The organism is Azospirillum ramasamyi (assembly GCF_003233655.1).
In the GTDB taxonomy this organism is placed as follows: domain Bacteria; phylum Pseudomonadota; class Alphaproteobacteria; order Azospirillales; family Azospirillaceae; genus Azospirillum; species Azospirillum ramasamyi.
Genome location: NZ_CP029835.1, coordinates 138814 through 152349 on the forward strand (window position 1 = coordinate 138814; position 13536 = coordinate 152349).

16 protein-coding genes are annotated in these 13536 nt (G+C 66.4%); 9 read left to right on the top strand and 7 right to left on the bottom strand.

What is annotated here, in order from left to right; all coding sequences use genetic code 11:
* Position 1: 1 nt before the first annotated feature.
* Positions 2-268, bottom strand: coding sequence for a DUF1403 family protein (locus DM194_RS27000; protein WP_111070725.1), 267 nt, complete (start codon positions 266-268; stop codon positions 2-4).
* A gap of 177 nt (positions 269-445) precedes the next feature.
* Between DM194_RS27000 and DM194_RS27005 the strand changes: the two genes are divergently transcribed.
* From DM194_RS27005 to DM194_RS27015, 3 genes are read left to right on the top strand one after another with little or no spacing between them, the layout of a single operon-like run.
* Entirely contained in the window at positions 446-2125 is a 1680-nt protein-coding gene (locus DM194_RS27005) for a DDE-type integrase/transposase/recombinase (protein ID WP_111070726.1), read from the top strand.
* The gene (locus DM194_RS27010; RefSeq protein ID WP_109105417.1) at positions 2122-2994 is read left to right on the top strand and encodes a TniB family NTP-binding protein; all 873 of its coding nucleotides are present in this window, start codon (positions 2122-2124) and stop codon (positions 2992-2994) included. Before DM194_RS27005 ends, DM194_RS27010 begins: the two co-directional genes overlap by 4 nt.
* On the top strand, positions 2994-4520 hold the full coding sequence (locus DM194_RS27015; RefSeq protein WP_111070727.1) for a TniQ family protein: 1527 nt from the start codon (positions 2994-2996) through the stop codon (positions 4518-4520). The genes DM194_RS27010 and DM194_RS27015 overlap by 1 nt, the downstream gene beginning before the upstream one ends.
* Here DM194_RS27015 and DM194_RS27020 read toward each other — a convergent pair.
* On the bottom strand, positions 4495-5727 hold the full coding sequence (locus DM194_RS27020; protein ID WP_111070728.1) for a hypothetical protein: 1233 nt from the start codon (positions 5725-5727) through the stop codon (positions 4495-4497). The genes DM194_RS27015 and DM194_RS27020 overlap by 26 nt on opposite strands.
* Positions 5728-5899: 172 nt before the next feature.
* Here DM194_RS27020 and DM194_RS27025 point away from each other — a divergent pair, with 172 nt between their 5' ends.
* Entirely contained in the window at positions 5900-7291 is a 1392-nt protein-coding gene (locus tag DM194_RS27025; RefSeq protein WP_111070729.1) for a tyrosine-type recombinase/integrase, read from the top strand.
* 63 nt (positions 7292-7354) lie between these two features.
* Here DM194_RS27025 and DM194_RS27030 read toward each other — a convergent pair whose 3' ends face one another.
* From DM194_RS27030 to DM194_RS27045, 4 genes are all read right to left on the bottom strand, one after another.
* Positions 7355-7564, bottom strand: a complete 210-nt coding sequence (locus tag DM194_RS27030; RefSeq protein ID WP_111070730.1) for a hypothetical protein — start codon at positions 7562-7564, stop codon at positions 7355-7357.
* Positions 7565-7722: 158 nt separating this feature from the next.
* Positions 7723-8019, bottom strand: a complete 297-nt coding sequence (locus DM194_RS27035) for a hypothetical protein (protein ID WP_111070731.1) — start codon at positions 8017-8019, stop codon at positions 7723-7725.
* 599 nt (positions 8020-8618) lie between these two features.
* On the bottom strand, positions 8619-9206 hold the full coding sequence (locus tag DM194_RS27040; RefSeq protein ID WP_246024681.1) for an exopolysaccharide biosynthesis protein: 588 nt from the start codon (positions 9204-9206) through the stop codon (positions 8619-8621).
* A 43-nt stretch (positions 9207-9249) separates the two neighbouring features.
* A complete protein-coding gene (locus tag DM194_RS27045) occupies positions 9250-10443 on the bottom strand; it encodes a sensor histidine kinase (RefSeq protein WP_246024682.1) in 1194 nt (397 codons plus the stop codon).
* 350 nt (positions 10444-10793) lie between these two features.
* Between DM194_RS27045 and DM194_RS27050 the strand changes: the two genes are divergently transcribed.
* The 3 genes from DM194_RS27050 to DM194_RS27060 all read left to right on the top strand — a co-directional run bounded on the left by DM194_RS27050 (position 10794) and on the right by DM194_RS27060 (position 12577).
* Positions 10794-11315: a hypothetical protein gene (locus DM194_RS27050; protein ID WP_111070733.1), complete on the top strand. Its 522-nt coding sequence runs from the start codon at positions 10794-10796 to the stop codon at positions 11313-11315.
* 130 nt (positions 11316-11445) lie between these two features.
* Positions 11446-11793, top strand: coding sequence for a DUF2382 domain-containing protein (locus tag DM194_RS27055; protein ID WP_425457348.1), 348 nt, complete (start codon positions 11446-11448; stop codon positions 11791-11793).
* Between the two features lie 55 nt (positions 11794-11848).
* A complete protein-coding gene (locus DM194_RS27060; RefSeq protein ID WP_111070735.1) occupies positions 11849-12577 on the top strand; it encodes a YsnF/AvaK domain-containing protein in 729 nt (242 codons plus the stop codon).
* A gap of 243 nt (positions 12578-12820) precedes the next feature.
* Here the strand turns inward: DM194_RS27060 and DM194_RS28365 are convergent, their stop codons facing one another.
* Positions 12821-12970: a hypothetical protein gene (locus DM194_RS28365; RefSeq protein ID WP_162630197.1), complete on the bottom strand. Its 150-nt coding sequence runs from the start codon at positions 12968-12970 to the stop codon at positions 12821-12823.
* A gap of 2 nt (positions 12971-12972) precedes the next feature.
* On the opposite strand from DM194_RS28365, the gene DM194_RS27065 reads away from it, so the two are divergent.
* The gene (locus DM194_RS27065; RefSeq protein WP_246024684.1) at positions 12973-13296 is read left to right on the top strand and encodes a hypothetical protein; all 324 of its coding nucleotides are present in this window, start codon (positions 12973-12975) and stop codon (positions 13294-13296) included.
* On the top strand, positions 13293-13532 hold the full coding sequence (locus DM194_RS27070) for a hypothetical protein (protein WP_109156567.1): 240 nt from the start codon (positions 13293-13295) through the stop codon (positions 13530-13532). Before DM194_RS27065 ends, DM194_RS27070 begins: the two co-directional genes overlap by 4 nt.
* Positions 13533-13536 lie beyond the last annotated feature (4 nt).

Consider the following 13536-nt stretch of genomic DNA (forward strand, 5'->3'; position numbering starts at 1 on the left):
CTCAGAGCCCGTAGAGGCGGGCAGTGGGGCGGCCGGTCAGCTCGCGGACGGCGCCGAGGGCGACCAGCCGGTCGAACAGGCGGCGGGCGGCGCGCTCGGGGATGAGGTCGCGCACCCCGGCCACCGACAGCGCGTCGCGGGCGAGCAGGCGGTCGACGACCCGCCCGGCGGCACGGGCGCGCAACCGCGGCCGCACCGCCTGGAGGGCGGCGGCGCGGTGGCCGAGCAGGACGAAGCGGTCGAGCGCCCGGGCGCTGCCGCGCAGCATCACAGTGGCGAGCGTGGCCCCGTCCAGGGCGCTGAGATCGACGCGCCTGTCGCTTTCTCCTGAAAATCTTCACGCTGCCTAACCAAGGTCGTATCGACGAATCAACAGGCTCAATGCAGAATTTGCGGCTGAAAAGCTTCTTGCTGCCGAACGCTTTCGCGGGAGGGCCTCTGGGGCATGGGACGGCGATCCGACGATCCACCCGATGACCCGCGCTGGTCCGAGGCCGAGCGCCTGGCCACACAGCTCGACCGCATCCTGGACCGCACCTCTCCGAAGAGCGAAGCACGGGCCGCCGCCGTCAATGATCTTGCCGCCCGCCTCAAACGGACGCCTCAGACGATCCGCAGCCATCTGCGCAAATACGGCCGGCGCCGCTTGGTCCGCGACCTGCTGCGCGACGATTCGGGGCGCGGTCCCAGATTGCCGTCAGAAGCCGAGACCATCGTCCGGACCGTCCTTGACGACAAGTATCTGACCCCGGAAGGGTGCTCCCTGAACGAGGCCACCATCGTGATCAACGGGCGCCTGGAAGGCGCTGGGCTGAAGCCTGTCTCGTTCAACACGGTGAAGAGCCGTCTCTGGAAGCATTGGACGGCCGAAGAGGTGGCGCGTCGGCGTGGCGAGACCATCAGGGTGCGCAAGCATCGGCACCGGGGCGGTTCGCTGGTGCCGGACTATCCTCTGCAAATCTGCCAGATCGACGAGACGGAAATCGACGTGCTCGCTGTTGACGACGCGGGCCATCTGCTGAAGCGGCTTTGGCTCATCGTCCTGGTCGACGTGCTGACCCACATGATCCTGGGCTTCTGGCTGTGGCCGCGGTCGGCCAACCGGGAGGCGATCGGACTGTGCCTTCAGCACGCCATCCGCCCGAAGGGAGCGTATTTTCAGAAGTTCGGCATCGAAGCCACGGATGTCTTCGGCCGACCGGAGCGCATCATTTCGGATCGGGCGGCCTGGTACAAGGCTCTGAAAGGCCACCGCGGCCTGGAGGATCTCCGCATCACGGTGGATCCCCGGCATGGCGAGCCGCATATCCGCAACGTGGTCGAACGCCTGCAGGGATCGATCAACCAGCAGCTCCGCAAGGCTCGCGGGCAGACCGGCCGGTCCGTCGCCGACAGAGGCGACTATCCCGCCGAGGACCGCGCCTGCCTCACCTATGAGCAGATCGAGAAGGCGGCGGCCATCACCGCGTTCCGCATCTGCAACGGGGAGATGGATGAGAAAACCCGTAAACGCCCTGATCTTGAATGGAGCAAGCACGCCTCCCGCATTCCCGAGCATCTCCTGACCGTCGACTGGGAGGAGGTGCAACTCGCTTTCCTGCCGGAAAGCACATGCAGCTTGTCCAGCAAAGGCATTGCGGCCTTCGGCCTCTTTTACTGGAAGCCGGACGATGTCCGGCTGGCCGAGCTTTACGCCAACCGCGGACGCGAAAAGCTACGGATCAAGGTCAACCGCAATGACGTCAGCCACATCTATCTGTGGCACCCGACGCTGACGCAGTGGCTCACGGTTCCCCGCGCCGATGGCGTGCTGACCCCCATGACGGCCTGGGAACTGGACGCCCAGAATGGCCGGGAGCGCGAGGAGGCGGGCACCTCCTGGGCGGAGCGAGGGAAATCACGCGAAATGGTGGACGAGGCGCTGACTCCGCCCCCACGGCCTCGCAAGGCGCGGGTCAGCCGGAAGGCGGCCAGCGACGCCTTGGCGGCGCGCGTCGCCAGTGAGGCCCCCAAACCCTATGCGGCGGATATGGAGATCAACCGTCTCAAGACCACCGGAGACGGTTTGGGGCATTTGCCGGCGACGGATGACAGTTTCGAGGTCGAGCACTGGGGGGCATCATGACCGACCATCTGAACGAGGACGCGCGACAGCGGCTTGAAACCCTCAGCGATGAGGAGCGCTGCCTGTACCTGGGGGAAACGCGGTGGATTGGCTATCCGGCCGCCGTGAGAGCCCTGACCGACCTCGTGAGACTCCGGGAGCGACCGAAATCCACCCGAACCACGGGGGTCGCGGTGTGCGGCCCGTTCCGCAACGGCAAAACCATGGTTGCGGACCGCTTCCTGAAAACGCCGTCGGTCCAAATGCGCCCCGTCTACTACTACCAGATGCCCAGCGAACCCTCCCGCGCGGAGTTCCTGTCCGGCCTCATCCGGGCGATGGGCCGCGTGCCGGACCCGACCAACCGCACGATCGATGGCCGGCGCCAGCAGATGATGGATCTGTTCGGAGAATACGAACCCCGCGTCATCATCTTCGATGACGCGCACCACGGCTTCCGCGGCAGCGGTGCCAAGGAATTTCACACCCTGCTGCGCGTGATGGGGCATGAGTGGGATATTTCACCCGTGCTGATCGGTGACCGGTCGCTGGCGGAGGTGATCCACAACGACGGGGAACTGCGCACCCGCCTGACAAGCGCCCCACTGCCCCGCTGGCAATACGATGCCGATTATGCCCGCCTCCTGAACAGCTTGGTCCTCAGCCTGCCACTGCGCCGGAAATCGGACTTGACGGAGGACACGCTGGCCAAGCGCATCTTTCTGACATCCGAAGGGTTGATCGGCGACATTGTGCAGACCGTCACGGCGACCGCGGTCGAAGCTGTGCGCCGCGGCGAGGAGCGGATCACCGTGGCGCTGTTCGACGACATGAAGTTTCGTCCACCCTCCAAACGGTTTTCCGCCCAGGATTTGCTGGGGCTGGGGTGATGGCACCGTCGCCCTCCCTCCCGGACACCGGACCTTTCCCGGTTGAGCTGTTGGAACGGGGCCGTCCGACCGGAGAGCGCTGGGCCACCGATCCCGTCCCGTTTCCAGACGAGCTGTTCAGCAGTTGGCTGGCCCGGATGGCCCACGCCAACGCGATGGGTCCGGACAGCTTCCTGACTCATCTGCGACTGAAAAGCCGGATAGCGGTCGCCGATCCGGATCGTGAACAGGCGCCGCGCCTGATCGCCTACCTGGAACGCCAGACCGGTCATCGCGGCCGGATTGGCCCGCTGCAACGGTTTGCCCATCCGATTGGCCGGCCTTGGGCCGGCGCGGTTGTCGCCCCCCGCTTCTGTCCGCTGTGCTGGCGCGAGGATGCCAGCCCCTACCTGCCCTGGTTCTGGCGGGTTGACGTGGCAGCCGTGTGCGTCCGGCACAACCGGTTCCTCCACGACCGTTGCCCGCGGTGCCTTGCTGAACTGGTGCCGCTCCACGGCTCGGCGCGTCGTCCATTGTGGCGCTGCCACGCCTGTGGCACCGATCTTCGCACCGTCCCGGCCGCGAAGGCCCCGCGCACCGTGGTCCGGGGACAGCAACTGCTCCTGGAGCTGGCAGCTCTGGCCGAAGACATCGACCGGCCGGACCTGATCGAGCATGCGCTGACCGCGTTCCGGGCTTTGGGCGACAAACCGAACGACGCAGCCTGGCCCATTCGTCAGCGATTGCACGCGGTGGGCGCCTCCTTGGCCGCCGCCCATGGGGTGTTGGTGGCGTCGGCGACAGGGTCCACCCGCACTCTCCTTCTGCAGCTCCTGACGGGGGGATCGCTGGATGCTCTCGACACGGCGGTTCTGCTGCCGGCCCGCTGCTGGCCGTCCATTGAAGAGGCCATGCGGCCACCGCAACGACGACGGCGGCCGGTTGGAGCTGACCGTTCAGCCTTGGTGGGCGCCTATGCTCGGGTCTGGAGCCGGATAACCCCCGCCCGCGCCCTTGCCATCGGCCTGACCAGCGACGTCCGCTCTGCACCCGTGACCGAGGTACGGAGCGCGACTGTTGCGGACGTGAAAGCCGCGGCGCAGTTGCTCGACCGACGGTCCGCAGCTGGCTCCGAAATCAAAAGCTGGATGGGGGTCATAAACGGGTGGCTGAATTCCCCCCGGGCTCACCTCACCATCGGCACCATCGACACCCGGGTCGTTCAGCTGGCCCTGTTCGTCGACGCCATCCTCACCGTTCTGGTGGTGGAGGCCGCGTTGGAGGATCAGCTCCCCACCTTTCTGCGGGTGCTCCGACAGGCGGTCCATCGACGGTGCCTTCTGGCGGGCGCCCAAGCCATGGATACCGGGGTCTCGCCAAACCGTGTGGTCCTGTTCGAAGCCGCCGGCTGGCGGCGTCATGGACAGGCGCCTTACCGGTTTGCCTGCGATTTCCTCATGGCGCCGCGCCACGGTCCGCCGGTCCACATGCGCTATGGCCTGTTGGATGAAGCCCAATCGTTCAGCGGCCGGGCGGCAGGAAGCTGAGATCGCAAGCCCAGACCCGCTCACCGCCGCGGTCGGCGATGTCGCGCACCACGCCGGCCTTGGCGAGCTGCTCCACCAGCAGATGCACCCCGCGCAGCGACAGGCCGCAGCGCCCCTTCAACTCGCCTGCCGCCCGGCTGATGGTGAAGGCCGGCCGGTCGTGCAGCCAGTCGAGCACGTCGGGCAGGCGCGAGCTGCTGCGCCGCGGCGTGGCGGCCAGCCGCGCCTCCCAGTGTTCCTGGACCAGATCGAGATGGCGCAACCGTTCCAGCTCATGCGCCACCAGCTCGGGAACGCTGTCGAGGACCCAGCGGGTCCAGGCACCCTCGGTCCCGGCCAGGGCGAGGCGGTAGCCGGTGACGTCGCGGGCGAGCGCTGCCGTCAGCGGTGGCCAAGCGTGATGCAGCCGGCAGGCCTCGCGGATCAACTCGGGGGCGGCGAGCCACACCACCACGCTCCACCAGGAGGTCGGCGGCCGTTCCGCCGCGACCGCGGCCCGCAAGGCGGCACTCTCGGCATCGTCGTCCGGACCGCGGCGCTCCGGCGCTCCCGGATCGGGCCGCAGCGCCAGGGCGCGGATCGCCGACGCCGCCCCGAGCAGGCCGGGCGCAGCTGCCAAAGCCTCAGCCACCGCCTCCAGCGCCGGACCGGCATCGGCGGCGCGCGCATCGCCGAGGCCGACCGGACGGCCGCCCTGAGCAACACTCCAGCGCCGGTGCAATTCGTCCAGCCAGGGCCGGGTCCAGGGCGTCAGCGGCGGCGGGGTAGTACCGGCCGCATCGCCTTCCACGTCCTCCAGATCTTCGCCGTCCCCGAGGTCGACCGCCTCCAGGGCGGCGATCGAGGCGCGCACCGCGGCCACGACGTCCCCTGGGTCTACCTCCCTGGCCGGGACCGCTGCGGGCCGGACGGAGGTGCGCTCCGGCGGCAGGGCGGCGGTCAGGCCAGCCGGCAGCTGGGCGAACAGCGGCACCAGCAGGGCGGCGCGGGCAGCCTCGCCCTGGGCGTGCTCCGGCGCGGCGAGGGCGCGCTGGAAGTCGTGGGCGTCGAGGCGGTGGCCGTCGAGGCGGATCACCGCGGCGGCCGAGCGGCGGGCGGCATCGGCGGCGAGGCGTCGGCGCCGCGCCGGGTCGGCGAGGGCCTGGTCGAGGCGGCCGAGCGCGCGTTCGGCGGCGAGCAGAGCGGGGAGAAGGGAGAGGAGGATCATCGCGGCTCCAGGAAAGCCGCGTCAGGTTAGCCGATTGCAGTGATTTTTACTAACTGCACCGACATCGAAGGGTAGGAAAAACCGGCTTTTGATAACACGTTGATAATGACAGTTATCATGGCGTTATCAACAGCCGATGGACCCGCAGGCGCCGCGCCGCTAGGATGGCGCCATGCCCACAGACCGCACGCTGACGGCTACAGAGGCCGCCATTCCCTTCGCTCTGGTCCCGACCCTGACGCCGGCCGAGGTCGAGCGCCTGCGCACGGCCTTCGCCGCCCGGCCCATGGCGGCGTCCACCCGGCGCGCCCTGCTCGGCGACGGTCGCCTGTTCGTGACGTGGTGCGGGCAGACCAAGCGCCAAGCGATGCCGGCCAGCCGGGAAACCGTGGCGGCATTTCTGGCCGCGGCGGCGGCTGAAGGCCGCTCGCCGGCCACCCTGCGGCGCTACCGCAGCTCGCTCGCCTGGTGGCACGCCGCCGCCGGCTTCGCCAACCCGTGCGCCGGGTCGGCCGTGGCCGTGCCGGTGCCCGGACCAGACCTTGCGGATGCCGCCATGGCGGCGCTGCGCACATTTATGGACGTTGCCCAGCACGGCTATGCCAAGGCGACCCTGCGAGCCGCCGAGGCCGACGTTCGGTTGTTCGCCGGCTGGTGCGGGCAGCAGGGGCTGTCCTGGTTGCCAGCCGAGCCTGCGACGGTCGGGCACTACATCCGGGATCTCGGCGGCTCCCGCAAACCGACGACCGTGGCGCGCTATCTGGCGTCGATCGGCCTGATCCACCGCGCCGCTGGGCACCCCGACCCCTGCCGGCACTGGAGCGTGACGCTGGAGCGGCGCGGGCACGCGCGCGCGGTGGGCTCCGAACGGCGCCAAGCGGCACCGCTGACCGACGCGGTGCTGGCCCCGATCCTCGATCGGCTCGATCCGGCCCAGCCCGACCGATCAGACCCGCTGAAGCCAATCGATCTCCGCGACCGCGCGCTGTTGCTGGTCGGCCGCGACACCCTGGCCCGCGCCGACGAGCTGGTGGTGCTGCGCTGGGCCGACCTGCGACCGGTCGATCTCGCCTTGAACCCGGACGCGCAGCCGGGCGAGGCAACCATCCGGATCCGCCGGTCCAAGACCGACCAGGAGGGGCAGGGCGCCGAGGCTTGGCTGTCGGCCGAAGCGGTGGCGGCGCTCACCGCCTGGCGGGCGGTGGCGCCGCGGTGGCCGGCCGAAGCGGACAGGGAGGGGCCGCTCACCAGGGACGGGGCTTTCCTGTTCTGCCACCTGTCGCGCAGCGGCGCCGGCGAGCGGATGAGCCCGGCGGCGGTGCGCCGCGTGGTGGAGCGGCGCACCGGCGAAGCGGACCCGCTTGCCGTCGGCTTAAGCGGCCACAGCTTGCGCGTCGGCGCCGCCCAGGATCTGCTGGCCGCCGGCGTCGACTTGCCCGGGCTGATGCAGGCGGGACGCTGGTCCTCGCCGGTGATGCCGGCGCGCTACACCGAGCGCCTGCGGGCGACGCGGGGCGCGGTGGCTCGGGTGCGGCGTGGAAAGGATGGGAGGAAGCCGCTGTAACGGTCCGGGATCATTGACGATCGGGCTTGGGCGATCGGGCTTGAAATTCGATTGAACAGCGCGTCACTCCTTGGCGTGCTCCTGCGGCTGCGCACCACCGTCGTCATCCCAGCCACGAAGCCGGGCGCCACGCTCCAGTCGGCGTTGCCGCTCATCGGCAATGGTCACGGCAACCGGGAGCACCGAAGCGGTCTGAATGAACATTTTCCCGCGCAGAAAATGGACCGACGACGAACGCTTGCTCGGGTGCTTGCTCGGGTGGGTGGCTTGCATGACGGCCTCTCCTCTCCGGTGCGGTCCAATAAGACCTGGACTGACTGCACCGCTCTCGTGTGTTCCTCGCCGTGACAGTCATCCCGGCATGAAGGCACCCAACCGGTCCTGACCCGATTTCACGTGCCCTGCGAACCATGCCCCTGCGAACCGTACCCCTACGAACCGTATCCGGGTTCCGCTTCCGCCGATGCCAGGATCTTGTCCAGTTCATCCGGATCGATGAGCGCTGTCTGCGCCATACCCATCCCTCCATTGGAGCGTCCATCGGCATGCGGCAGATGGATCCAGGTCGCAGTACGGCGATACACAGGGAAAGAGAGCGAGTCGATCAGCTCCTCGTCGGTTTCCACGACGTAGCTCCCCGCAGGTTGCACTCCGTCCATGCCGTTCAATTCAAAGGGACGGGTGACCGTCACGGTCCTGGTGGTTGTGCGGGTGAATGCGGTGCTCATCGAACGGTGCTCCCGTGCGTGTCCGGCGGTTTCTGAAGGTGCTCTCCGGGTCAGGTCGCCGGTTGGACGAATGACCTGGTCATCGCATTTTGATGGCGAGGTAGGTGCCCGTTCGAAGTGACGGGCTTGCGGCGGATGGCATCCTGCAGATGCGCACCGGGTGGTTGGGCGCAGCCGCCGTCGCAGCCGTCGTCTTTGCAGGACGTTCATCTTGCAGCAGACACTGCTATCCGCTGAAGCCCGAGAACGCCAACCCTGCGAGAAAGCCGACTGACATGCCAAGTGTCAGATAGGCCATGCTTTTCCATTTCGGCGCGGACAAAGCCCAGGCCGCACGCTCTGAAGCGGTCCACTCTGATAGCGTCGTATTCCTGAGCGTCATCGCAACCTCCCGCTACGGGTTTCATAATCAATATGGTGGCAATAATTTACATAACAATAATCGTCTCCAAATATTTACACCGAAGCTCATTTGATATAAAATCACATGCACTTTGATTGTCTTAATCAATATGCGGTTTTTCTGCCTCAATTTGGAATGCGATACTTTCCTCCGCTCCATCGGGGCAGGTCGCGGCGACGCCGTTGCGATGCCCGGCTCAAGACGTCATGAACCGGACTGCCTCAACCGATTGCCAGATGGTGAAAGTCGCAACGAAGAGAACGGTGGCGGCGGCGGTCAGGGACAGCGCCAGCAACACCCCGTCCTCCTCGAGGTAAGCCAGGGCGATCAGCATGATCGTCACGGCCGGCACGATGTTGCTCAGGGGAATCGGGACGAAGAAGACGCTTGTCAGCGCGAAAACGACCAGCCCAACAACGCGCGTCGTCGCGTCGAACGGCGTCTTCCAGCGCGGGTGTATGACCGTCTCCATGCGCCTCAACACCGGCACGGCACGATCGATCAGTTGGACCAGGCGCCGTGTCGAAAAGCGCCGGGACGTGATCATCCGGGGAAACACCGGACTCGCGCGCGCCAGGATCATCTGGATCGCGGGAATGGTCAGCAGCAGCCCGACGACCGGCGAGGTTCCCGGCGCCAGCCCGATCAGCGCCAGCAGCAGCAGAACGATGCCGAAGGAGCGCTTGTGGAGTTTTTCCAGCAGCCAGCCGAGCGTGACGCAGTCGGCCGGAGCCTCGTCCAGCAAGCCACGCAGAACCTCGGATGTCGGGATATGCAGCGTCATGGCCGCCTCGCTCCGGCCGTTTGGGATCGTCGCCATCGGGCGGTCACGCCGGGATCGACACCGTGACGGTGGTGCCGGGGCCGGAGCTGACGGTCACGCCGCCCTCGATCTGCTTGGCCAGCAACTCCATCAGGGTGAGGCCGAGCGAGCCGGTCCGCCGTTCATCGGGCATGCCGACGCCGTTGTCACCGATGGTCATGCACAGAAGGCTGCGCGAGCTGTGGCGGAACGAGACGGCAATGCGGCCGGGGCGTCCATCGGGGAAGGCGTATTTCAGCGCATTGATCATCGCTTCGTTGGCGATGAGGGCCAGCGGGATGGCCTGATCCGGCTTCAGAAAGGCCTCGTCGGCGTCGACGTCCAGCACGATGTTCGGGCTGGGTGCGGCCCCGAAGGACGCCAGCAGGTCACGGCACAGCATCGCCAGATACCCGCCGAACTCGATCTCCTGCAGCCCCTGCGCCCGGTAGAGCTTCTCGTGGATCTCGGCCATGCGGTCCAGCCGCTCTACCGCACTGCGCAGCGCCTCCTGCACGGCCACTTCCTGGCTCTGAGCGATGCTCAGCTGGATGCGCAGAAAGGACGAGGCCATCTGCAAGGTGTTCTTGACGCGGTGGTTCACCTCCCGCATCAGGTCGTCCTTGTCGCGCAGAAGTAAATCCTTGTCGTGCAGTGTGTTGCGCAGCACCCGTTCCACTTCGATGCGGCGCTCGACTTCACTGGCGAGCTGGCGGTTGAGTTGGTCCAGCCGCTCGGTCCGCGACGAGACACGGCGGTCGAGTTCCTCGCTGAGCTGCCGCAATTGGTCTTCCGCCGCCTTGCGCTCGGTGATGTCGACAAAGGAGGCGAAGTGGTAGCGGATGCGTCCCTCCTCGAAGACGGGGGCGACATGCTGGAGCACCCACAGCAGCTTTCCGTCCTTCCGGTAAAGCTGCACCCCGCGCACGATGGCCTCCCCGGCGCGCACGGTCAGATCGATGGCGCGCCCCACCTCCGGGTCTGTGTCGGCGCCGGACAGGAGGTGATAGCTCCTGCCCAGCACCTCCTCCCGCGCGTAGCCGCTCAGCTTGATGAACGCGGCGTTGACGAAGACGACCGGCACATCCGGCAGGGTCGGATCGGCGATCAGCATCGGCATCAAAGTCGATTCCGCGGCCACCACGAAGGGACCGCCACGCGCCTCCTCCGCATTGACCATCTTCTCTGCGTCCTTCTGGTCGCGGGGATTACCGGGCATGCAACGCTCCCTGCGTTTGGCATTTCTTTCAAAAAGATACAGGTGCGGATCACAGGCTCATTATGCGCAAAAGTGGCGCCGACACATCGCCCGATGCCCCATCTGACAGTAAAACATATTAACTGCCCAGAAAAATAACTTCCTCGAAATCACGAATTTAAAAATACCGATCACATGCCTTCGAACATCTTCTCCTTTTAGCTTACGATTTATAGTGATTTTCTCACAATTATATTTCTGCATCGATTGAATTTTTACAGCGCAGCATAATATTTGCCTAAGTCATTCAGGTCGAGCCCGGCGCTCCCTGCCAGCACCCGACCACCATCCCGAACAGTCACGGAGACGACATGGACGACGGCACGCACCCGACTCCCACCACCCGCCCCACCATTCACAGCGCCAGCGACGAGGCCGCGGCAAGTGCCGAGGCATCCAAGAGGCCCAACATCCGCCCCAGCATCCGCAGCGCCAGTGAAGAGCAGGCGCCGAAAGTCGGCGCAGCGGCAGCGCAGGCCTCCCGCAGCGTCGGCCAGCAGTCGAGGCCCTGGCCGCCGAAGCTGCCCGGCAGCGGCAGTATGGCTGGTCTTCCGGATGCCGGACGGGCGATGGAATCCGGCAATGCTCTGGCAGCGGGTTATGGAGGGGTCTTCTCGGAGGCCGTCACCTTCATGAACCAGGCGGTCGACCGCCAGAACGAGATGATGAGCGGCATGCTCCGGGCCCGTGGCCCGCAGGACATCATGATGGCGGGCAGCCGCTACCTGCTCGGCGGCTGGCTGGCCTTCTTCGAGGTCAATGTCCGCATTTCCCAGGCTGCATCCCGCTTTGCGGAAGACGCCAAGTACAACCCGGCTCGGCCCGGCCTCTGACACCGTTGGGATCCAGCCGCCTCGTTCCAGCTTCCTGGCCCCGCGGAACCGCGGCACCAGCACCGCAGGAGGACCTCCGTTGACCAGTTCGGAAAACGGGCCGCGAACGCTTCTCGCCGTCGAGGAGCGGGTGAGCGTGCACAAGCGCACGCAGGTGACCGGAGCGGTTCACGCCCGCACCCTCAGCCACGAACACGAGCAGCCTGTCGAAGCCGACCTGTCGGTGGAGACGCTTGAGGTCGAGCGGGTCGCTGTCGGTCGCTTCGTCGATGGCCCGATCCCCGACCGCCAGGACGGCGACACGACCGTCATCTCGGTGATCGAGGAGGTGGCGGTCGTGGAGGTCCGCCTGAAGCTGGTGGAAGAGGTTCGCATCACCCGCCACACCACGAGCCGCAAGATGATCGACCACGTCACGGTGCGCCGTCAGGAGGTGGTCGTCGACCAGGACCCGCCACCGCACGCTCCCGCGGCCTGAGCGGCATGACTTACCTCAAGACCCTGAAATACTTTAAATCCTACTGGAGACTATCATGAGCACGATCGTCGTCGGACTTTACAAGGAAAGCGGTTCCGCCAAGAAGGCCTTCCAGGCATTGGTCGCGGCGGGCTGCCAGAAAGCGGACATCGAGACCTTCGGCGGCGCCGACAGCGCCGACAAAGCGGCCCAGGGTCTGCTGGAGCACGGCTTCGACAAGGAACTGGCCGAGCAGTATGGCGCGGCCATCCGGCAGGGCCACACCCTGGTGGCGGCCGACATCGCCGACCAGGATGCCGACGCGGCGGAAGCCATCCTCGACGAGAATGGATCCGTCGACCTGCCCACCCCCTCGGCGGCGGGTAAGCCGGCCCAGAAGGCGGCCAACGGCGGCAGCGTCGAGCAGGAGACCCTCCAGTCGGTGAAGGAGGAGGTTGAGATCGGCAAGCGCCGGGTCGCCAAGGGCGGGGTGAAGGCCACGTCGGAGGTCACCGAGACGCCGGTCCGGGAAACCGTGACGCTGCGCGACGAAACGGTGGATGTGGAACACCGCAAGGTCGACCGGCCTCTGAGCGCCGACGAGGAGAAGGCCGCCTTCGGCGAGAAGACCATCGAGCTGACGGCGACCTCCGAAAAGCCGGAGATCACCAAGGAGGCCCGCGTCGTCGAAGAGGTCGTTCTGTCCAAGACGGCGTCCGAACAGGAAAAGACCGTGGAGGCCGTCGCCCGCCGCACCGATGTCAAGGTGGAGCCGGTCGGCGGCAAGGCGGGCAACAAGCGCTGATTTGAAAAGCGCATGAAAACTGCGGACCTGAACCGCACATGAGGACGACAAGACAGCCTTCGCCTTGGTCACAACCATCTCGGTTGTGGTCGAGGCGAAGGCTGATCTGCCGAATGCCTCCAGAAGAACGCCGGCTCTTGCAAGTTCTGGAAAGATGCTGGACGACGGGAACAGTGCGATCCGCTCTTGCAGGTTGTCAGTCCTCCAAAAAACCATCCTTAATATTAATTGAAAAGTCCTTGTTCAATCACCAGATAAATTCTTCTGAGGCCACTCCAGGCTCTCTTCTTCATGCTGATGTTTCCAGGTCTGAAGCTCTTCCTGGCGTGACTCGATCCAGACGGCATGATCGCCGCCGTCTTTGCCGACAGACCGGCCCAGATCGGAGAGCACCCATGGATGCCAGGACAAGGCTCGCCTTCTTCATCTTGAAAACGCATTCCGGCTGGATTGTCCGGGCGGACGGCTTCGTCTATCCGCCCTGCACAACCCAAGCCGATGCGTTCGCCAAAGCCATTCGCGAAGCCAGAGCAGCGGAACGCCTCGGCTTCGCCAGCGTCGTGCTGGCACAATCGGCGGCGGGGGAACCCTGTTCTGTCCGCTGGTCCTGTGCCGGCGCCGCCGGAGTGCCAAGGGCAGACACCGAAACTCTGCAATCGGCAATTCCGCCCATGGCGGGCATCCCGCTGTTCGCACACCGACCGGAGGACCGCCGATGACCACCCTGTTCCACTCCATCGACGGGCGATACCCCCAAGGCGCCGACGTGCTGCGTGAACAGCTGCGCTGGGGGGACGCCGAACGCCGTTGGCATCCGGCACCCCACAACGATCCATCCGGCCGGCTGCCACCTGGCTACCCACCGCCGGGCCACGCCTGCCTACCGCAGGGCGCCCTGCTGACCCGTCTCACCATGGCTTGTGCCGCGGTCGGCACGACCGCCACGAAAGGGTGACCCC